Annotated in this window: 20 protein-coding genes and 1 pseudogene; 4 read left to right on the top strand and 17 right to left on the bottom strand. The window is 61.4% G+C overall.

The features are described 5' to 3' along the window. Positions 1–64: 64 nt before the first annotated feature. The 3 genes from N554_RS0118015 to N554_RS0118025 form a co-directional block, all read right to left on the bottom strand. Positions 65–832 (bottom strand): vWA domain-containing protein, encoded by a 768-nt coding sequence (locus N554_RS0118015; RefSeq protein ID WP_029584744.1) that lies wholly within the window; start codon positions 830–832, stop codon positions 65–67. A 104-nt stretch (positions 833–936) separates the two neighbouring features. After that, complete coding sequence (locus N554_RS0118020; protein WP_029584745.1) at positions 937–1,791, bottom strand: alpha/beta fold hydrolase; 855 nt, start codon at positions 1,789–1,791, stop codon at positions 937–939. Between the two features lie 364 nt (positions 1,792–2,155). After that, on the bottom strand, positions 2,156–3,079 hold the full coding sequence (locus N554_RS0118025; protein ID WP_029584746.1) for a division plane positioning ATPase MipZ: 924 nt from the start codon (positions 3,077–3,079) through the stop codon (positions 2,156–2,158). A 276-nt stretch (positions 3,080–3,355) separates the two neighbouring features. On the opposite strand from N554_RS0118025, the gene panC reads away from it, so the two are divergent. Further along, positions 3,356–4,207, top strand: coding sequence for a pantoate--beta-alanine ligase (gene panC / locus N554_RS0118035; protein WP_029584747.1), 852 nt, complete (start codon positions 3,356–3,358; stop codon positions 4,205–4,207). Positions 4,208–4,321: 114 nt separating this feature from the next. Here panC and N554_RS0118040 read toward each other — a convergent pair whose 3' ends face one another. From N554_RS0118040 to N554_RS0118060, 4 genes are all read right to left on the bottom strand, one after another. After that, the gene (locus N554_RS0118040; RefSeq protein WP_029584748.1) at positions 4,322–4,762 is read right to left on the bottom strand and encodes a DUF1489 family protein; all 441 of its coding nucleotides are present in this window, start codon (positions 4,760–4,762) and stop codon (positions 4,322–4,324) included. Between the two features lie 38 nt (positions 4,763–4,800). Beyond that, positions 4,801–5,811, bottom strand: a complete 1,011-nt coding sequence (locus N554_RS0118045) for a hypothetical protein (protein WP_029584749.1) — start codon at positions 5,809–5,811, stop codon at positions 4,801–4,803. 148 nt (positions 5,812–5,959) lie between these two features. Beyond that, complete coding sequence (locus tag N554_RS0118050) at positions 5,960–6,163, bottom strand: hypothetical protein (protein ID WP_029584750.1); 204 nt, start codon at positions 6,161–6,163, stop codon at positions 5,960–5,962. Positions 6,164–6,481: 318 nt separating this feature from the next. Further along, a complete protein-coding gene (locus N554_RS0118060) occupies positions 6,482–7,138 on the bottom strand; it encodes a glutathione S-transferase family protein (RefSeq protein WP_029584751.1) in 657 nt (218 codons plus the stop codon). Positions 7,139–7,450: 312 nt separating this feature from the next. On the opposite strand from N554_RS0118060, the pseudogene N554_RS36020 reads away from it, so the two are divergent. Then, positions 7,451–8,268 (top strand): annotated as a pseudogene (locus N554_RS36020) (phytanoyl-CoA dioxygenase). A gap of 69 nt (positions 8,269–8,337) precedes the next feature. Here the strand turns inward: N554_RS36020 and N554_RS0118070 are convergent. From N554_RS0118070 to mgtE, 4 genes are all read right to left on the bottom strand, one after another. Beyond that, positions 8,338–9,141, bottom strand: a complete 804-nt coding sequence (locus N554_RS0118070; RefSeq protein ID WP_029584752.1) for a hypothetical protein — start codon at positions 9,139–9,141, stop codon at positions 8,338–8,340. Positions 9,142–9,203: 62 nt separating this feature from the next. Further along, positions 9,204–10,022: an aldo/keto reductase gene (locus tag N554_RS0118075; protein ID WP_029584753.1), complete on the bottom strand. Its 819-nt coding sequence runs from the start codon at positions 10,020–10,022 to the stop codon at positions 9,204–9,206. Positions 10,023–10,134: 112 nt separating this feature from the next. Next, a complete protein-coding gene (locus tag N554_RS0118080; RefSeq protein ID WP_029584754.1) occupies positions 10,135–10,491 on the bottom strand; it encodes a helix-turn-helix domain-containing protein in 357 nt (118 codons plus the stop codon). 74 nt (positions 10,492–10,565) lie between these two features. After that, positions 10,566–11,987, bottom strand: a complete 1,422-nt coding sequence (gene mgtE / locus N554_RS0118085; RefSeq protein WP_029584755.1) for a magnesium transporter — start codon at positions 11,985–11,987, stop codon at positions 10,566–10,568. A 121-nt stretch (positions 11,988–12,108) separates the two neighbouring features. Between mgtE and N554_RS0118090 the strand changes: the two genes are divergently transcribed. Together N554_RS0118090 and N554_RS0118095 are read left to right on the top strand one after the other, a co-directional pair. Continuing rightward, the gene (locus N554_RS0118090; RefSeq protein ID WP_029584756.1) at positions 12,109–12,888 is read left to right on the top strand and encodes a polysaccharide deacetylase family protein; all 780 of its coding nucleotides are present in this window, start codon (positions 12,109–12,111) and stop codon (positions 12,886–12,888) included. Positions 12,889–12,982: 94 nt separating this feature from the next. Further along, positions 12,983–14,281: a polysaccharide deacetylase family protein gene (locus tag N554_RS0118095; RefSeq protein WP_029584757.1), complete on the top strand. Its 1,299-nt coding sequence runs from the start codon at positions 12,983–12,985 to the stop codon at positions 14,279–14,281. 41 nt (positions 14,282–14,322) lie between these two features. Here N554_RS0118095 and N554_RS0118100 read toward each other — a convergent pair whose 3' ends face one another. From N554_RS0118100 to N554_RS0118130, 6 genes are all read right to left on the bottom strand, one after another. Continuing rightward, the gene (locus N554_RS0118100; RefSeq protein WP_029584758.1) at positions 14,323–14,697 is read right to left on the bottom strand and encodes a hypothetical protein; all 375 of its coding nucleotides are present in this window, start codon (positions 14,695–14,697) and stop codon (positions 14,323–14,325) included. A gap of 403 nt (positions 14,698–15,100) precedes the next feature. Beyond that, entirely contained in the window at positions 15,101–15,301 is a 201-nt protein-coding gene (locus N554_RS0118110; protein WP_029584759.1) for a hypothetical protein, read from the bottom strand. A 45-nt stretch (positions 15,302–15,346) separates the two neighbouring features. After that, positions 15,347–15,589 carry a hypothetical protein gene (locus N554_RS0118115; protein WP_029584760.1) on the bottom strand — a complete coding sequence of 81 codons (243 nt, stop codon included), beginning with the start codon at positions 15,587–15,589 and terminating at the stop codon, positions 15,347–15,349. A gap of 37 nt (positions 15,590–15,626) precedes the next feature. Next, complete coding sequence (locus N554_RS0118120) at positions 15,627–16,937, bottom strand: glycoside hydrolase family 130 protein (RefSeq protein WP_029584761.1); 1,311 nt, start codon at positions 16,935–16,937, stop codon at positions 15,627–15,629. A 34-nt stretch (positions 16,938–16,971) separates the two neighbouring features. After that, complete coding sequence (locus N554_RS0118125) at positions 16,972–19,257, bottom strand: glycosyltransferase family 4 protein (protein WP_029584762.1); 2,286 nt, start codon at positions 19,255–19,257, stop codon at positions 16,972–16,974. Further along, the gene (locus tag N554_RS0118130) at positions 19,254–20,189 is read right to left on the bottom strand and encodes a class I mannose-6-phosphate isomerase (protein WP_029584763.1); all 936 of its coding nucleotides are present in this window, start codon (positions 20,187–20,189) and stop codon (positions 19,254–19,256) included. Before N554_RS0118130 ends, N554_RS0118125 begins: the two co-directional genes overlap by 4 nt. Between the last annotated feature and the right edge of the window lie 289 nt (positions 20,190–20,478).

A 20,478-nucleotide genomic window follows, 5' to 3' on the forward strand; every position in this document is an offset into this window, starting at 1 on the left:
TAGTGGCATCAGCGGCAAAAAACACGACGGTCGCCGCGCTCATCTTCGGGGAGAGCTGAACCAATCACTTCATCTGGCCGAGCAGTTTAGCGGCGCCGCTTCCTGTCTTTGACAACCTCAGCAGCGCTTCGCGGCCGCCGGCGGCATAGGCCGCCACGGCCCGCAACAGTTCGCGCAGCTGCGCCGCAGCGCCGGGATCGAACCTGCACCACGCGCCGCCGGTCAGGCGCGCGATCTCCCGGAACGCCCGCTCGGCGACGGCGTCGTGACCTTCCTGAAACATGAACACCGGCACTTTGAGCAAGCCGAGTTCGCCTGCCTTGGCGCAGAGATCGTCGATCAGCTCCTCCATGGCGTCGCCGACGAAGACCACCGCGCGCACCCCGGAGGCCACCGCCTCGCGTCGCGCCTCCGACAGCACCTTGCCGATCTGGGTGTTGCCGCCGCGGCAATCGATCTTCCCCATCAGCTTCGCCAGTTGCGCGCTGTCGGAAATCCACCCGGTGGCGCGGCACTCATTGAAGCCGCGGTAATAAACGAGGCGGATATCGAGACTGCCGATTGAGGCCGCCTCGCGAAACATATCGGCCTGCAGCGCACAGGCCATATCCCAGGTCGGCTGCCGGCTCATGGTGGCATCGAGCGCGAACACCAGCCGGCCCTTTGCGCCGGCCGCATGGGGCGACATTGCGCGAGCCCTGGCGACGAAGGCCGCAATATCTTCCGAAGCCGACGGCTTCGCCTCCGGCAACGAACCGGGCTTGCCGGACGCAGGCTTTTGCGCCGGGGACACTTCGCCTGCAGGCTTGGGTTTGGTCGGTTCGCCGGACATAAGCGCTCACAATTGCAGCAAGCTTTATGTGGGCCGGGATCGGGGAGCGGTCAATGCGCGTGAGAGGCGCTATCCTTCTCACGCCGGGAGCGATCGATCCCGCGTCAGTTATGGACCGGCGCGTAAGGCGTGACCGGGCCGGCATCGGTCATGACCGGCGGCGACTTTGTCTCGACGGGCTTGAGCGGATTGTCCTCGGCAAGGAATTTGTCGAGCATTTCCTGGATCGTTACCTTCGCATTGTCAGGACCGGTATCGCGCATGTCGTTGTGCTGGAAACCGGTATTGACCACCGTGATCCCGGCCTTCTCGCAGACCTCGTCGGCCGGAACGACCCCGGGGTCGGGCTTGAACACCGGATCCTGCGAACGGAAAGAAAGGATCTTGAACTTGCCGTCGGTCATAAACGGCACGCGCAGATTGTCGAGTGTCACGACCTTCTTGATCTGGTCAGGGTACAGCTTGGCGAAATACACCGAGATGTCGCCGCCATTGGAATGTCCTACCAGGGTCAGACGCTCATAGTCGGCATTCGGCTGGAGCTTTTTCATTTCATCGACCGCAAAGCGAATGTTGGCAATGCCACGCTGATACTGCGGCAAGCGGCCGACATAGAGTTCGCCGACTTTCGTCACCATCGGCGCGTCAGTGGGCAAATCATGCTGGATGCTGATCGCCATATAGCCGCGGGCCGCAAAGACGTTCGCCAGAAAAGAGTACTCGGTGAATTTGACGGTGTTGCCGTGGTTGAGGATTGCCACCGGCAGCTTGATCATGCCGGCGTTCGCCTGCATCTCCTTATCGCGTCGTACCGCGATATCGACCGCAACCGGACGGTTGTCGCGGGCCGGATCATTGAACGTCAGAGTCTCGTGACGGATCGCCCATTTGCTCACGGTGAAATACGCAACGGTCATCACCGCGCCAAGCGAAACCAGAATGGCAATTCCACGCTTCATGTCATCCTCGGCGCACCGCTCCCGTAACGAAAGCCCTGTTCCAACGGCTGGGACTCTGCGGTCCCTTGTGCATAATATATGTCACATCGGCGTGACCGGTAGACCAAATGTTGTGAATTGACCGCCTGCTCATTGTGCAGTGCGCTCAATTCGGGTAACCGCCACAATCGAGAATGTTTGGTCCTCCCTGTTGGACCACCAACGTCCGGTCGGATCTAAAATTCGGATCAAAAATAAAGGCTTTGTGAACAAAGCTTTCCGAGGAATTTTGTTCCCCGAAAACCGACACCGAGTCAAGAGACCATCCGCATGGCGCTCTCACCGCCAACCAATCCGGTTGGTAGTAACACCTTACCACACGGCCCTAGGCGCCCAGGATGTCGTGGAGCTCGAGCGGCTTGTCGACCTGGTTGAACCACTCGGCTCGGTTGGCCGCGCGGCGGCGGCCGCGCTCGTCGAGCGGCAGTTTCAACTGGCGCAGCAGGTTGGTCACCTCCTCGCGCGCGGTCACGTGGCCCATGCTCGGACGGGTGCCAAGCGTCGCCTCGTCGAGATCGTCGAGCGCCGTCAACCCGCGTGGGAAGAACTCCCGGTAAACCACGCGTTCGGCAAAACCATCGATCGAGCGGAAGCCGAGCCGGAACGACAGCTCGTTGAGGCCGTCAGCGACCAGCTGCTTGTTGCGCGATCCCAGCATCGACAGTCGGTTGCGGACCACGATCCAGTCGGTAGAGGCGCCATCGAGTTGGCGGCGCTTGCGCCGTGTGTCGCGCACCATCTCCGCATAGTGGCTTTCGCCGGTCACCGAATAGGTCGCGGGGTCGACGGTCCCGAGGACATCGAAATCGAGGAAACTGTCGTTGATCGGCGTCACCAGGGTATCGGCCATCGAGTGCGCCAGACGCATCAGATAGCTATCCGCCCCCGGAGTATCGATCACGATAAAATCGAAGCTACGCTCGACCGCGCTCACCGCGTCTACGAATTGCTGGAATTCGGACGTCTCGTTGTCGGCGATCTGCATGGTCTCGCCAAGCTTGATGCAGCAATGCACCGGCAGTTCCAGCTCCAGGCCGGTGCGGCGCGCCCAAGCGCTTCGGTTGTTGATGTAACGGGTGAAGCTCTGCTGGCGGCAGTCGAGATCAATGGTGGCGACGCGCTGGCCAGCTTTCAACAGGGCAACCGCGATATGCAAGGCGGTGGTGGATTTCCCTGAACCGCCCTTCTCGTTGCCCAGCACCACCACATGCGCCGAGTCCGACTGCCCCTGACTAGCCTGCAGCAACATTTTTTACCCCACGTGGATATCTTCAAATTGCGCGCGACCGCGGTCAAGTTAAATGCGCGATAACATTCCGGAGTCGTTGATCGTCTGCCTTAATCATGAATCGCATGGCCGGATCAGCGGCAATCACGCACAAGCGGCGGACAATCTTTGAGACGAGCACCAGCCTCGTGCGCGTGACGACCTGCTTGGCGACCAAGCATCGGTCTTGCTAAGGTCGGCATGCCCGCCGCACTGTCAGCGCTGGCCGCCTCCTTGACACCGAAAGATCGAGCCCAGATGTCGCGAAGCCCCTTGATCGTACGCACGGTCCCTGCGTTGCGCCGCGCCCTGGATAGCCTCCGCGCGAAAAAGGCGACGACCGCATTGGTGCCGACCATGGGAGCACTCCATGACGGCCATGTGTCGCTGGTTCGGCTGGCGAAGCGCCGCGCCGCGAAGTTGATCGTCTCGATCTTCGTCAACCCCACCCAGTTCGCGCCATCGGAGGATTTCAGTTCTTACCCGCGCACCTGGAAGGCCGATGTCGCCAAGCTCGCCGCCGAGAATGTCGACCTGATCTGGAATCCGGACGTCAAAACCATGTATCCGGACGGCTTTGCCACCAGGATTCTGACCGAAGGGCCGGCCACCGTAGGCCTGGAGGATCGCTTCCGGCCGCACTTCTTCGGCGGCGTCACCACCGTGGTCGGCAAGCTGTTCACGCAGTGTCGACCGGATTTCGCGATCTTCGGCGAAAAGGATTTCCAGCAATTGCGGGTCGTGACGCGGATGGGCAGGGATCTCGATCTTGGCGTCAAGGTGATTGGCTCGCCCACCGTGCGCGAGCGCGATGGCCTCGCGATGTCTTCGCGTAACGTCTATTTATCGGCGGAAGAACGCCGCGTGGCGCCGGCGCTGTACCGCGCCATGAAGGAGACCGCCAAGCGCTTGCGTGCGGGCGACGATATCAAGGCCGCGATGGCCGGAGGCGCTGAGTTGATCACTGACGCCGGCTTCATCCTCGACTACTTCGAGGCTCGGCACGCCGACACCTTGGCGCCGATCGGCTCGACGAAGGAGGGACCGGTGCGAATTCTGGTTGCGGCAAAGCTCGGAAAGACACGCCTGATCGATAATTTCGGCGTCTAAAGACTTTCCGTTCGATAGAATCTAAACGGAGCTCTAGATTCCTGATTTGACGCGTTTTCTTGGCACGAACCGGGCTCCACTTCGCTTGAAAACGCCCTAAAAGCAGCCCGGGGCTTAGAGCAACCCGAGATCGCGCAGTTCGCGGCGCAACGGTTCGGGCATTGCCGCAACGCTGGCAGCGGCCGCCTTGCCGAGATCGGGCGGCGCGGCATCTTCCGTAAAATAGCGCCAGCCCTGGAACGCCCGCATCGGCCGCGGCGATACCGCAATCACTTTGGGCTGCATCACCAGCCGGCACCGGCCGATGCCGTCGCGATCGCGGAAGGGTTCGATCGCGATGATTTTTTCACGGGCTGCGATTTCACCCCGGATCACCCAGTACAGCGAGCCGCCCGCGAGCAACTCTTCGACGCGCTTCGGCTTCATCCGGGTGATGTGAATATGACGAAGCGGCAGGCCTTTCTTCTTGGCCGTTTGCATACGCTCGGCGACCCAGCCTTTGAGTTCCTTGACGGACTCGCAGCCGACGGCGAGCTTGATGAGATGAAGTGGCATGGTTGGAAGGTAGCGCGCAGCCTCGGCTTTTGAAAGGATCACTCGTTCGCGGCTGAGGGCGCAGGTGCTGTTGCGGGACCCGGCGCTGCGGGCGCAAGCTGAACCGGCGCGGCCGTGCGCGCGGGTTTCGGCGCAGGCTGCTTTTTCGCCGCCGCGAGCGCGGGAGCCGTGGCCGCCGGCGGACGTGGTGACGGCAATGGCGCACTAGCTGCCGGTAATGGCGCCGCCGCTGGCGGGCGCGGCGCAACCGGCGTCGCCGCCGGACCCGGCTCCGGCGTCATGATGCTGACAGCCGGGGTCGAGGCAGCGGAGGGAAATTCGGCATTGGTGGGCTTGCCTGTTGGCGTCGATGGCGCAAGTGCCGCGACCGGCCCGGTGGCCGCCGGGGGCACGTTCCACAGCGGCGCGTAACGCGAAACCAGCCCCTCATAGGTCCGCTCGTTCATGTTGGCCGCGACCTGCTGGTAGTCGGTCAGCGACCGGAAAGCTGCGCAGGCCGACGGCGTACAATGGTCGCGCGCGGCGAGCACATAGGCCATCAGTCCATAACGGTCCCGCTCAACCGCGCGGCGCAGCGCTTGCGCCTCGGATGTCATGCTGCGGTTTGCTGCCGAGGCATCGCCCAGCGCGGTCAGCCGCGTGATCTGAGACGCCGCATAGGATACGGCCGCGGCAACCGATTCGGCGGAACCGAACAACGCCTTCTCGCACGCCGCCAAAACGGTATCACCCGCCAGATCGTCGATGCACGACAATGCCGGCAGCGCCGCGCTCGCCGACCGGGTCGCGCGCGTCGACTGCAAGGATTGCGTCTCACCGGCGGCGCCCGCGCCATCCGGACCGAACCCGCGAATGGCGGCGGCCCCCGCGATGCCGATAGCCAGCAGCGTGATCACCGTCAGCGCGCCGTTGACGACGGATTTCTCCGCCCGCAACACTGTGATGAGAACGATGACCCCGAAGAATCCCGCCGCGGCCAATGTCAGCCACATCGGAAAGGTTGGCGAACGCCAAAGTTCATCCAGTGATGCAGCCCCGAACCAGTTCATGCGCGGTGTTCCTCAACGCAGCATAAAGCGCATCCAGCGAATGAATGCCCTTTTTTGCACACCTTGCGCAAGCAAAAATGGTCCTGCGAACGGGGCCTTTTAACGGCAACGAAGTGGAACCCGCTTCGCCGGGCCATGCGCTCGATGTTTAGGAAACGGCGAGCTGGCTTTCCTTCGCCACCCGTTCAAAAGCCTCGGTCGAGTTCTTGATCCGGTACTGGCAGTCGTCGCCGTCGGTCGGCAGCAGCCGGATCACCTCATAAGTGCCGGTGGCGGCCGGACGTGCGACATTGCTGGCAGTGAAATAAACAGTCTCTCCAACGCTGAATTTGTGCTTCAACGCTTTCTCCATTACGCAAACGCCGGCCGCGCCCACGATCCCCGCTGCGACAAACCGACTGAGCACCCGGCGGGTATATAGCATAGCGCCGCTCCCGTTGACCAGTTACATCGGGACATAGCAAATGCGCGAACTTGCAGGTTTTTCAGTGCGATAAACCCGCTTTCGTGGGTTCCGGAGGAATCGGCCCTGCCGCGCTCCGGAACCGCGCTGCCTAGCCTTGGGCCGCATCCGAGAGCCTGCCGTCCGGACCGGCATCATCCACCGCGGTTGGAAGTTGCTGCACCAAAACCTTGGCGGGTTGATCGACCGCCGGTCCGCAATTTGGGCTCACACGGCTTCGAATTTCTCGATCACGAGGGTTTCGGCAAGCCCCGCCTGGGTCCACTCCTGAAACGCCGGCAACGACATCATCGTATCCATGTAGTCTCGCGCGTCGGGCGCGACCTCGATCGCATAGATGCGAAAACGATGCACCACCGGCGCAAACATGGCATCCGCGCCGCCAAAATCTCCGAACAGGAACGGTCCCATCTTTCCGTAGCGCCAGCGGCACTCGATCCAGATTTGCTCGATGCGCCCGATATTGGCGCGCGCATCCGCCGACAGCGCGATCGCGCCGATCGGGCGATGCAGGTTCATGCCGCATTCGTTGCGCAGCGCCATAAAACCTGAATGCATCTCTGCTGAAATCGAACGCGCGTGCGCACGGCGAGCGCGGTCCTCAGGCCACAGCCTGGCTTCGGGAAACCGTTCGGCGATGTATTCGATGATCGCCAGCGAATCCCAGATCGTGACATCGCCATCGATCAGCGCCGGTACCTTGCCGGAATGCGTAAAACTCAAGATCCGCTGTTTATCCGCCTCGCCGGTGTACAGCGGGATGAAAACTTCCTCGAATTCGATGTTGTTGGCTCGCAGCGCCAGCCATGCCCGCATCGACCAGGACGAATAGTTCTTGTTGCCGATCACGAGCTTCAAAGCCATTTCGCACAAATCCCTTACGCATTCGACATCCTGCCATAGCGCCAGCTGGGCGGGTGTTCAACTTGAACATCGGTGAAGGTGCATTGCTGCCTCAAGGTGACCGTGCTAATTCTCTCTCACCATGATGATGATCCGCATCTCCAGTATCGCTTCGGCCTTCTTCCTCAGCCGCTAACGGCATTGCCCGCTTCGAGCGGGCGGAAGTGGGTGCCCGCTGCCATTCGGCAGTGACGCGCCCAAGGACTAGATGAGCCTTCCCCCGATCTCGCCCCGCGAGCTGACGGTGATTGGCTTAAGCGATATGAGGATTTCATGCCATCGGATGTACGTGAATCGGTGCGCGCGCTCAGCGACGCACAACTGCAGCAATTTGTTCAAGACGGGTTTGTCCGGCTCGACAGAGCCTTTCCTCGAGAGCTCGCCGAGCAAGGGCAAGCCATTCTTTGGCGCGACCTTGGATGCGATCCCTATGACCAGAAAACGTGGACGCAACCGGTCGTTCGGCTCGGTTATTATGGGCAGGAACCGTTTCGGAAAGCGGCGAACACCCCCGCGCTCCATTCCGCTTTCGATCAGCTCGTTGGAAAGGGACGTTGGTATCCGCGCGCGGATCTCGGCAGCTTTCCGGTACGCTTTCCGAGCCCGCACGATCCCGGAGATGCCGGTTGGCACGTCGATGTGAGCTTTCCCAGCGAGTCGGATGATCCGGAGGAGCGGAATGATTTCTCCTCCTGGCGGGTAAACGTGACTTCCCGCGGTCGCGCGCTGCTGATGCTGTTCCTGTTCTCCGACGTCGGCGAACTCGACGCTCCGACGCGAATACGCGTGGGCTCGCACCTCGATATCGCACGGCTTCTTGAGCCCGCCGGAGAAACGGGCATGTCGCGTCTGGCGCTGGAAGACGAGGAGCCGACCGGCCGCAAGCGCTGGCCGTGGGCGAGGCTGGCACGGTTTATTTGTGTCACCCGTTCCTGATTCATGCCGCGCAGCGGCACTGCGGGTCGACGCCACGCTTCATGGCGCAACCGCCGTTGCATCCGGCCGAGCCTTTCCGGCTCGACCAGGAGAACGGCGACTACTCGCCGGTAGAAATGGCAATCCGGCGCGCGTTGCAGCAAGGCTCCAACTGAAAAAGCGACTGAGCCGCCAGGGCCGGAAATTCTGGACCGGGCGGCCCAGCGCTTACGCCGAAGCCCACACTACCCGCCCGAAAAATCCTGCGGCGTGAAGCTCAAGTCGAGCGTTTTCCATTCACCGTATCGGTCCATCGGCAACATCGCGTAGGGCTGACAGCCCTCAAGTGCACTCATCGCGCTTTGCATGAGGACCGGTCCCTTTGCCGACGCGCTGGCCTCAATCAGGACAGGCTCCGCCGCGAGCCTGCCGTCAGGCGTCATGAACACGCGCAGCTTGATCTTGATCTTGTCGGCGGGCGCAATCGACTGGGGCAATTTCGAGCATGTCTTGAGATGACGTCGAAACTCCGTGACGAGACTGGATGCAACGTCCGCCGTCTGTGACGCCGGGGCGTCGAAATTGTCACCAGGTCTATCCGGGGGTGGATCTTGGGGTAGACCCAGAATCACGTGATATTTGACAGTCAGATCGGGCTCCGGAGGGATGAAGGCCGGCGACGGAGACGCCGATGGGGACTGCGGCTGGACGGCAGTTTGTTGTTGAATGGGGCCTGGCATCGACAGCGCCGCCTGCTGTTGCGGCTGCGCCGCTGCCGGCTGTGGGGCGTCAGGTGCCTGCGAATCCGCGGCTTGCGAAGAAAGTTGGAAGGAGTCCGAAGGCTGCGCTGTTTTCAGCTCCGGAGGCGGCTCGACCATCTTTGGAGACTGTACGACCTCATCAGGCGAAACAAGATCAACCGTGACCGGCTCGGCCGTCACCGAACCAAACGGATGCACCTCGGAGAAGATCAGGACCATCATCAGAACCGACAGATGGCCGATCGCCGATGCCGCGATACCCGAACGTATGAACCGCCGTGATTCCACCGTACTCGATCAATGCTTCGGCATTTGTTCCCATCCCTAGCATAGCGGCCCACACACCAGTCTCAATCCCATTTCGGCGCAAAGCCGAAATTGGTCAGTCGGCCTTTGGCGCTCCCCATCTGGGATATCCGGTGCATCTCGTCGTCGGACAGTTCGAAGTCGAAGATATCGATATTTTCCGACAACCGCTCGATCTTCGAAGTCCGCGGTATCGCGGAAACATTTTGTTGCACAAGCCAGCGCAGGCAGACCTGGGCTGCGGTCTTGCCGTGGGCCTGCCCGATCTGGACCAGCGTCTGGTCGCCCTTGATACGACCCTTCGCCACCGGACTATAGGCGACCACGGCCATGCCGTGACGGGCGCATGCTTCCCGTACCTTGGTCTGGTCGAGATAGGGATGATATTCGACCTGATCGCACGCCAAAGGCTCCGGACAGGCTGCGACGGCCTCCTCGATCAAGGCCACGGTGAAGTTCGAGACCCCGATGTGTCTGGCCATGCCGAGCTTCTTGACATGCGCCAGCGCGCCCAGCGTCTCCTGCAACGGTACATGCGGATTGGGCCAATGCAGCAGCAAGAGATCGACTTCGGAAAGGCGCAGCTTTGCCAGGCTCTCTTTAGAGGAACGCTCGAGATCGTTCGGGGCGAAATGCGTGGTCCAGACTTTGGTGGTCACGAATACATCATTGCGCCGGACTCCCGAGGCGCGCAGGCCCTCGCCGACCTCGCGCTCGTTCTCGTAGACCTGCGCAGTATCGATGTGGCGATAGCCGAGTTTCAACGCCTGCTCGACCAGGCGGGCGCAGGTTCGTCCGCGCAGCTCCCAGGTGCCCAGCCCGATCGCGGGGATTTTTGCGCCGTTGGCCTCAATGAGTTGCATCCAGCTACTCAATCAAATCGAGCCTCATTATGGCCGCGAGCGGCGCATTTGCCAACATTGCCGGGAGGAGTTCCGCGCTCAGATCGGCACTGCGATTAAGCCCTTTCGGAAATCAAGTCTTGGCCAAAGCGGCAAACACGGTCTCCGGAGCACGGGCAATTACAGCGAGAAGCGCCCTCGCTGGCCCGCGCGGCATACGTTTGCCCTGCTCCCAGTTTCTGATGGTCTCAACCGGCACGCCTAACCGGGCGGCGAATTCCTGCTGCGTCAGCCGCGCGCGCCGGCGAAGGTCGCGCACCGCCGGAGGGGTCACCATGTCCGGCGCGACCGATGTCATCGCAGGTGCGGCAGACGCGATCTTAGGCGCGACAGAGGTGGGCGCCGCAAGAGGCATCGTCGGCGCGAGCGGGAACTCTCGCCCATCGCGCAGTTCGACGATCCGTCCGTCCGCTTTCAGCCGCAAGCGCATGCTCTACCCCATATCAGGATAGTCCGCGATGCGCGTTAAGGCCGGATTAACGATACGTTCGCCGCGTATCGGATCTAGGTCAGACCGAACCATAGGCTTGCGATCCCGAGAAAGGAAAAGAACCCGACGACGTCGGTGATCGTCGTGACGAAGGTACCCGACGCCACCGCCGGATCGGCCCGCACCCGCTCCAGCACCATCGGAATCAGGATGCCGCCAAGTGCGCCGGCAACGAGATTGCAAATGATCGCAAGTCCGATCACGAGGCCAAGCCCGGGGATCTTGAACCAGGCCACCGCGGCAATGGCGGTGATAACAGCAAAAGCCAGGCCGTTGACGAGGCCAACCAGCGCCTCGCGCATCACCACACGAAACGCATTGTTCGGCCCGAGTTCGCGGGTGGCCAATGCGCGCACCGCCACAGTCATGGTCTGGGTCGCGGCGTTGCCGCCCTGGCTGGCAACGATCGGCGCCAGCACCGCCAGCGCCACCATCTTTTCCAGTTGCTCCTCGAACAGGCCCAGTACCGAGGACGCCAGAAAGGCGGTGGCAAGGTTGACCAACAGCCAATTGAAGCGGCCCCGGGCGATGGTCCAGACATTGTCGGAAAGTTCTTCATCGCTGGTGACGCCGCCCAGCGCCCTCAAGTCCTCGTCCGCCTCTTCCTCGATCACGTCGACCACGTCGTCGATGGTAATGACGCCGACCAGCCGGTTGACGGTGTCGACGACGGGAGCCGCGACCAGATTGTACTTGCCGAACAGCCGGGCCACCTCTTCCTGGTCGTCCATGACCGAGACGCGACGGCGGTCCTCATCGATCAGATCGGCCAGCTGCACGGGCCTGCGCGAGCGCAGCAGCGCGTCCAGCGATATCGCACCCTGCCAGTGCTGCGCGTTATCGACTGCGTAGATCTCATAAAATCGATCCGGCAGGTCGGGCGTGTCGCGCATGTAGTCGATCACCTGCCCCACGGTCCAGTCTGGCGGCACCGCAATGAATTCGGTCTGCATCCGCCGGCCAGCGGAATTTTCCGGATAAAGCAGGCTGCGCTCGAGCGCGACCCGCTCCAAGGGCGGAAGCTTTTCGAGAATCTCGACCTTGTCGTGTTCGTCAAGGCTTTCAAGCAATTCGACGGCGTCATCGGATTCCAGTTCGCGAACGCCTTCCGCGACCGTCTCCGGTTCGAGTTCTTCGAGAATTTCCTCGCGGACGGCGTCGTCGACTTCATTGAGCGCCGAAAAGTCGAAATCCGCGCCCGTCAGCTCCACGAGCCTGACGCGGTCGTCGGGTTCGAGCGCCGCGATCAGGTCGCCGAGATCGGCCTCATGCAGTTCCGCGACGACAGCACGCAGCAATGGCGCATCGGCGGCATGGATGGCGCGCGCGATTTCCTCGATAAATTCGTGGCGGATTTCGCCATCTTTGTCGCGCATCGGGAGACGGTCGAGAACCGATGCATCGGCGGGTTGGACAACGTCCACATTTTCGGCCATGCCACGCCTCGCCAATTTGACGGATTTGCTGAATTCGTCTGAGTGTCGCTTCAGGCATTACCCAATGCGCAACACCTGGCGCAATGATAAATATGCGGCGGCAGAAAGGGCTCGGAAGTTCATGAACGTGCTGAGGGCTATCCTTGTTGCCTCGATGGCGTGGAGCGTGGCGGCGCAGGCGGCGGAATGTCCGCGCAAGGGATCGCTCGGCACCTCGCGCATTCTGAGCGTCGATGCCGCCACCACGCCGCGGGTGGGCCTAATGAGCTTCCCGCAGACCTTGCCACTTGAAGACCATGAGGTCGTGCTGACGTTCGACGACGGCCCATGGCCGCCGACAACACCGCGGGTGCTGGCGGCCCTGGCCCGGGAATGCGTCCGGGCGACCTTCTTCCTGATCGGCAAGCCCGCGTCGGAACACCCCGAGCTGGTGCGAAGGATCGCGGCCGAGGGCCACTCCATCGGGCATCACACCTGGCTGCACCGCAGCCTGAAGCAAATCCCGGCAAGCGAGACCCGTGAGGAAATCGATCGCGGCATCGCCGCCGACGAGATGGCGCTTCACGGTGTCGCGACCACTACCCCAAGCACGCCGTTCTTTCGTTTTCCGGGCCTTGAGACGACGCCGGCGACGCTTGATCTATTACAGTCGCGCCGCATCGTCGTGTTCGGGACCGACCTTTGGGCCAACGACTGGATTCCGATGACGCCAAGCCAGCAATTGAAGCTGATCACCGATCGGCTGAGAATCGCCCGCAAAGGCATCATTCTATTCCACGACCCCCAAGCGCAAACCGCGGCCATGTTGCCGGCTTTTTTGCGCTATCTCCGGGACAATCACTATCGCGTGGTCCATGTGGTGCCAGCGGCGGTCGCGACCCATGTTAATGGCGCGCCTTGATCCCGAGTCATGGTGTGAAAGTCGAGAGTTAAGACGGCGTTCATGACACCGTATGTAGCTATCTGCGAGTAGACGGGAATGCAGACGGTGTTTCATGATCGGTAGCGTGTTGGTTGGCGTTCGTACGCGGCAATGGGTCGCCTTATGTTTGGAGCTACTCGCCCTCATCACCGCACAAACAGCATTGGCCGCCGATTGTCCTGGCCATCCCGACGCGCTCGGCACCTCGCGAACCCTGGTGGTCGACCCAAAGCAGCATCCCCGCATCGGCACCATGCAATACGCCGAAACGTTGCCGCTCAGAGATCATGAGGTGGTGCTGACGTTCGATGACGGGCCGCTGCCGCACTACAGCAATCAAGTTTTGGACGTTCTCGCCTCGCAATGCGTGAAGGCGACCTTCTTTATCGTCGGCCGCATGGCCCAGGCCTATCCGGAAGGCGTCCGCAAGCTCCGCGAAGCCGGCCATAGCATCGGCACCCATACCCAGAATCATCCGCTGGGTATGAACCGCATGTCGATCGAGGGCGCCAGGCAGGAGATCGATGAGGGGATGGCGTCGGTGAAATCCGCGCTTGGCGATGGCACCGGGCTTGCCCCGTTCTTTCGCATCCCGGGTCTGTCGCGTACCGACGCTGTCGAGGATTATGTGGCGTCACAGGGCATTCAAACCTGGAGCGCCGATTTTCCGGCTGACGACTGGCGGCATATTTCATCCGCGCGTGTCTATGACATCGCGATGAAGCGGCTCGAGGACAAGGGAAGAGGCATTCTGCTGCTGCACGACATCCAGGCGCGAACGGTCGCCGCCTTGCCGAATATCCTGCATGAGCTGAAGGCGCGCGGGTACCGCATCGTCCACGTGGTGCCGGCGACATCCGAGCAGCCGGCGACGCCGACGGAGCCGCAGCAATGGCAATTGCATCCGCCGTCGGAAACCGTGGCGATTACGCATTGGCCAAAAATTCCGAATTTCGTGTTTGCCGGGGCCAAAATGCTCCCCGCCCCCGCGCTGTCGGATTTGGACTGGCGCGACGGACAGGCGATGACGCTTGCGGAAGCATCGGATCATGGCAGACGGCTTACGCGCGGCGTTCCGTTGCCGCGCCAAGCGCCTTGGCCCAGGCACTTGCCGCTCGCGCTGGACAGCACCGCAATTGCGCTGCCCGTCCCGGCGCAGAGCATTTTCGAGATCCGGGAAGGCCCGCACGCGGCCTCACCGGCCGTCGCTGCTGCCTCGCATCGTACAGAACGAACCGTTCCGACCGAGTTTGAGACCGATGGCGTCACAAGGCTGATTTCGGCCGGTGCCGGCGATTCCCAGCGCACCATCCCCGGAAGCCCGCCGGTTGTAGAGCAGACCTTGCAGCGCGTACCGCTCGGAGTGCGCTAACACCTTCGATCCAGACCAGGTTAGAAAGAAGCGCCTGAGGCTCAATTCGTGACGATCTTCGAAATGCACAAAAGCATGATCAAAGCCAGAAACAGCAGGTCGATATAAGACTTCATCTCGCCGGCATGACGCAATTCGCCGACATCGCTGACGATTTGCCTGCGCGTGGTCGATGCCGCAGGACCCTCGCCGGTGAGCCCTGCGAGACGCCGCGCCTCAAGCTCGAGCCGCTCGATGCGCTGGAAGAAATAAAACGAACGCAGCGCCGATGCCGCGCGCATCGAGGCGTAGAGCAATACGAGGATCGCGACGATCGCGCGTTGCTGATATTTCTCGAGGAAGTTCAGGCTGTAATAGACCAGCGCCAGGAAAATAAAATTGGAGAGGGACCGATAGGCATAGCTCAGGAATTTCATGCGTGCGTTCCTATCGATGGTCGCCTGGCAGTATGAACCTGGTTTGCGGGATTTCCGCCGGCAGGCTGGAAATTCCGGACTAAAGCCACATCCGCCAATGTACGCCAATGTCGTTAAGGCGAGCCAAACGGGCGCCGTTCGCATCGCTACGCGCGGTATTGCGGGCGTAGCGCACTCACATCGTCCCGGCTCTTGGCCGGCATGCCCCCCATTGCACAATCTTCTTGGCGTGCTCGGAAAATGTCGAATAACCTTTACAAATCAAAGTGTTACACCAAAAATGCGACGTTTCAGTTGCGATTTCCTGCTTTTAACGGGGCGGTCGGACTTCGTGCCCCGACCAGCGACGGCATCATGCGAATTGCGATGGGCAAATGAGCTGCCGTTAGGCCCAAGATTCGGCTCAGCTCTTTGGTGAGACGGCTTGCTCTCCATCCATCGCGCGGTCCAGGGAGTCGATCAGCGCCTGAATCTCGATGAATTTGTTGCGGGCGCGCTCAGCCTTGTCGCGATCAAAGGGGGCAGCCAGCACCTTCACATGCGTGTCCCTGTCCTCGATCATGCGCTCACGGGCTTTCTTCAGCATTTCGAGTCGCTCGCTCATTTTGTCTCCTTTGCTTTCATAGCCGGTCGCTGCACGTCCAGGATGTTAATCGAACGCCGAAGGAAACTGGCCGTTGCGGAAGATCACCGTCGGCTCGTCATCATAATCGCCCATCTCTGGATCTCCCGTGGACGAGAAGGCGACGACACCGAGTTTGTTCAACGCCAAGCGTTCTGCCGTTCGGACAGCGCCGGTTGCCGTTTTGCAGGCGATCGGCGCATCGGCCTTCAGGTTTCCGCCTTTGCCGGCGTTGAATGACTGAACGAAATAGCTTGTTTCGCGGGTCATATGGTCTCCTTGAAGGGACGGTATGTCGCGCTTTGCTTTACCGGGATAGGTAGCTTTTCATCGCTTGCATCAGCGCCGAAATCTTGATTGTCGCGAAATTGGAGAACGTGTCCGACACCGCGTACGGCAAAATGATCTGGTCGTCGTGCCTTATCGCCCCGCAGGTATAGACGACGTTGGGGACGTAGCCTTCGCGCTCGGATGGTTCAGGCCCCAATAAGGGCTCGCGCGAGCGAGCCAGCACCTTCGAGGGGTCACTCTTGTCCAGCAGCGCCGCGCCGATCGAATATTTGCGGACCGGGCCGACACCATGCGTCAGCAGCAGCCAGCCTTCGTCGAGCTCGATCGGCGACCCGCAATTGCCGATCTGCACGAACTCCCAGGGAAACTCCGGTTTCAGAATGGCCTGACCGCCCTCCCATGTGTTGAGGTCGTCCGAATAGATCAGATAGAGGTTTTCGTTGTCCTGCCGCGCGATCATGGCGTATTTCCCGCCGATCTTGCGCGGAAACAGCGCCATGCCTTTGTTGCGTGCCGCGGCACCTTTCAACGGCGCCATCCGGAACGATATGAAATCGTCGGTCTCGATCAATTCGGAACGGATCGCCCGCCCGCTATAGGCGGTATAGGTCGCGTAATAGGTTTTCCGCTCGCCATCGCGAAATTCGACAAAGCGCGCATCCTCAATGCCGTTCGATTGGGATTCGGTGACGGGAAAGATGACACGCTCGCTTAAGTCTTCATCGGGCTTGAAAACCAGCTCGACACGGTCGCCGTCCGGAGTGGATACGCGATGGCAAATCCGGGGGCTCGAGGCCAGCCGAACCGTCGGATCAACGGCCAGGCTGCCGTCGGCTGCGATGGTGCCGGAGCGAAACGTCAGTGACGACACATGCCCTTCGCCGATCGCACGCAGACTGAGAATGAAGCGCAGGCCACCTTTCGGGGCATCCGATTGGTCGGGGTGCGGCACGATGCTGGGATTGAACAACGCGGAGGCTTCGAACGAATATTCGTTGAGAAAATAGGCGCCTATCAGCTGGCGCTGGATCTTCGAAAAGGCTCCATGCGTTGCGAAAGCTTCCTCCATTTCGCCGGCGCGGGCCTCGAACGTCTCCAGCAGGTTGCGATGCCGGCCTTGAAAATTCTCCAGCACCTCAGCCAGTTGATCAGCAGCGGCTTTGGAATCAAGCGCGAGAACGCGATCGACGATATGGTTGGCGCGTGTCTTGTCGGTCGGATTGAGATCGCGCGGTTCCGTCGCCGGCTTGAACGGGCGCACAATCACCCGCGCGGGATCGGGACGCAGATAAAGCGCCTGCCTGTTCAGGAAGGTGGCTTGTGACATGGTGTCCTCGACTCGCGGGAGGTGAAGGTGAAATTCAAAAACCTACCGCGCGCAGCGCCGTGGGTTTGGTCAGGCCGGCGTTGACGCGCGCAAGTTGACGAATCTCCGCAAGCCCAAGGAGATAGCACACAACCGACTCGCCGCCGCGATTCTCGTTGGCGCGATCGGGGTGCAGCCCATCGCGGCAGCTGCCGGTGTGCAGATCGACCAGCGCCACGGAGAGATCGTTGCTGCCGAGGAACCAGCCGAAAGCGCGCGTGGCGCTCGTCTTCCACTCAGCATCGCCATCCGCCCGCCACGCCGTGAGGCAGGCAGCGATCGTCGCCGTTGCTTCCACGGGCTGCTGATCGAAGGCGCGGGGATGTTGCCGCAATTCGCCGAAGCCGGCGGTGCCGACAGGGCGGAAATGGCCTGCCGCCGTGGTTTGTTGCGTCATCAGCCAACGCAAGGATCGCAGTCCGGCATCGACGTAATCAGGCGTTTGCGTCGCCATGCCCGTCATGATCAAAGCCTGCGACAGGCGCGCGTTGTCGTAAGCCAGCCCCTCCTCGAACCATACCCAGTCCGGCGTGGCGACCGCCGCGAGAGCGGACATCAACGTGTCGGCAAGAGAATGCCGGACTTCTCTGGCGTGGAGATCATGCGGAGCTACAGCGCAATAGGCGTCGAGTCCCAATAGCGTGAACGCCCAGGCCCGCGGCGAACGAAGGATCTCCGCGGTCGACAAGGCTTCCGCGAACAAGGCGGCAGCCCACTGGCGCCGCGAGGGGCTCGCGTCTCGGCGCGCGGTTACGCCCAAGGCCCACAGCGTTCGCCCGTGACTGTCTTCGGAACCCCGGTCTTCAAGCCAGGTCCGATTGAAGCCCATGAAATTGCGAAATCGCCTGGTGTCGGGATTCCAGGCATGCTGCACGAAAGCTGCAAAACGGGCGGTCAAAACTTCCGACAGGCGCTGTTCGCCCGAATTATTGAGGGCGCAGGCCAGGAGCAAGGCGCGGGCGTTGTCATCGACGCAATAGCCGTGCGAGCGATCAGGCACCGAATGCACCGCGTGCTGGAACAGGCCGGTATCGTCGCACATCGACAGGAAATGACCGAGTTGCATGTCAGGCGCCGCCGGGCTGCGCAGCTCAGGCAAGCTGATGTCGGAGCGCGCAAGCGCCTTGAGCGGGTGACCCGGCCGTGCACTCTCGAAGACAGACATGTAACGCTCGGCGGTGCGCTCCCATGTCATGGTTCGGCTGACCGCATAGGCGCGCCGGCACATCGCCTGGCGGCGCGCGTCGTCGGTGAGCAATTCCGCGATTTCGCTGCCGATCGCCGATGCGTCGCCGAAACCCACCAGAACGCCGCGTCCATCGGCCAGCAGCTCGCGCGCGTGCCAGTACGCCGTCGAGACGACTGGCTTGCCCAGTCCGAAGCTGTAGGCCAGCGTTCCCGACGTCATCTGCGCCTCGTTGAGATAGGGCGTGACATAGACGTCGCACATCGAAATGAATTCGAGCAGCGTGGTTTGGTCGACGAACCGATCGAGGAACACCACGTGGTCTTCGACGCCAAGTTCGCGCACCCGCGCCATCAGGCTCGCGCGATAGGCCTCGCCCTGGTTTCGAACCAGATTGGGATGGGTTGCGCCGAGCACGACGTAGACCGCATCGGGGCGGTGTTTCAGGATCGACGGCATGGCGTCGACCATGACTTCGATGCCCTTGTCGGGAGACAACAGGCCGAACGTCAGAATGACCGACTTGCCACCAAATCCGAGCTTGGCCTTCGCCGCATCGGGGCCGACAAACGCGACGTCGGGAATGCCGTGGGCAATGACCTCGATCTTGTCGTCCGGCACGTGATAGACGCTACGCAGCAGCTCGCGGCCCTTGTTGGCCATCACCACGACCTTCGACGACGCCTCGACGACGCGCTGCATGACCGCGCATTGCGCGGCGCTCGGCTTGGCCAGCACGGTATGCAACGTCGTCACCACCGGCATGGTGAGGCGCGATAGCAGCGCGAGGATGTGGGCGCCGGCCTCGCCACCGAAAATTCCGAATTCGTGCTGCAGACACACGGTATCGAACCGGCCAGCATTCAGGAAGGCGGCCGCGCGAACGTATTCTTCGATGTTGCCGTCCTCGATCTGTAAAGCGACAGAGGAGGGATAATCGTAGGCTTGACCGCTTTCGGTCATCGCGACGATGCCGGTCTCCAGATTCGGGCGTGAAGTCGATATCGCCTGCTGCAGGTCGGTCGTAAAGGTTGCGATTCCACAGCGGCGGGGAAGCGAATTGCCGATGAATGCGATACGGCGGATCGGTGTCATGTCTGTACCTCGATAGTCTCTTTCGATTTTATCGAGCGTACGGCCGACGTTCCGGCAGATTTGGTCATTTGCTCTCCAGATTCTTGCAGCAACGCCATGATTGGATTCGGTCCCGGATAGGCGATCAGGCAGGTCATTCCATCGGGCCCAACTTCAATCCCGGCCCGATCAGCTTCGGCAAAGACAGCATCGCCGACCGACGTACTTATCGACCCGATCCGTGCGCACCCTTCGATCACGAGGGCCCAGGTTTCCCGATCGGCATTGAGCGTCCAGCTCGAATTCGCCTGAAGGTCGATCCGCTCGACGACAAAGTGCGGGCTTTCGATAAGGATCGTTCGGGCCGCGGTGAGGCATCGTGGACTGGATTGAGTTTGAGCCGGCCCCGCATTGGAAACCGCTACGGCACTGTCTTCGTGCAACTCGCGGTGCCGGCCATAGTCGAACAGGCGAAAGGTCGTGTCGCTGCGCTGCTGAATCTCGGCAAGCACGATGCCGGCGCCTATGGCGTGGATGGTACCGGCAGGGACGAAGATGATGTCGCCTTTCGCCACAGGACGCCATTGCGTAAGACCTGCGATCGAGCCGTCGCCGATTGACGCGCGCAATTCTTGCGGCGTGAGATGCTGTTTCAATCCAACGGCGACCCGCGCGCCCGGCGCTGCCGAAAGGATGTACCACGCCTCGGTCTTGCCGTTCGGCAAACCGATCGAGCGCGCGAATTTATCGTCCGGATGAACCTGGATCGACAAAGGCTCGCTGGTGAAAAGTAACTTGAGCAGCAGGCCCGGGATCGGTGCATTCTTGTCCGCGCGCTGAAACCACAACTCTCCAACCGGGTCGCCAGAAACGTCAATGCTGCTCCAGGGATGCAGATCGGCGCCCCCCCACGGCTTGCGCGCGACCTGCACGCAGGCATGTTCGATGGCCATAGATTGTCCTGACCCGTGACGCGCATATCGAAGCGACATGCCGTTGGTCGATACCGTTCGTAAGATTTGGCGTGGCGAGCGTGGCGTTTCGGGACATGCGCCGTTGCGGCGATCCGATCGCGTCTTGTGATTAGGTGGCTACTGCGGCACCCAATAGCAAGCTGCGCAGGGACTTATCGCGCTCACATTGCGGGAAATACGCAAAACTGCGCGGTTTTGGCACAACGAGGTCATTGAATGACTCATTATCGCGTTATCGCGTGAGAGCAGAAGGTCGCCTAGCCCCGCC

Source organism: Bradyrhizobium sp. URHD0069 (assembly GCF_000701345.1).
Classification (GTDB): Bacteria; Pseudomonadota; Alphaproteobacteria; order Rhizobiales; family Xanthobacteraceae; genus Bradyrhizobium.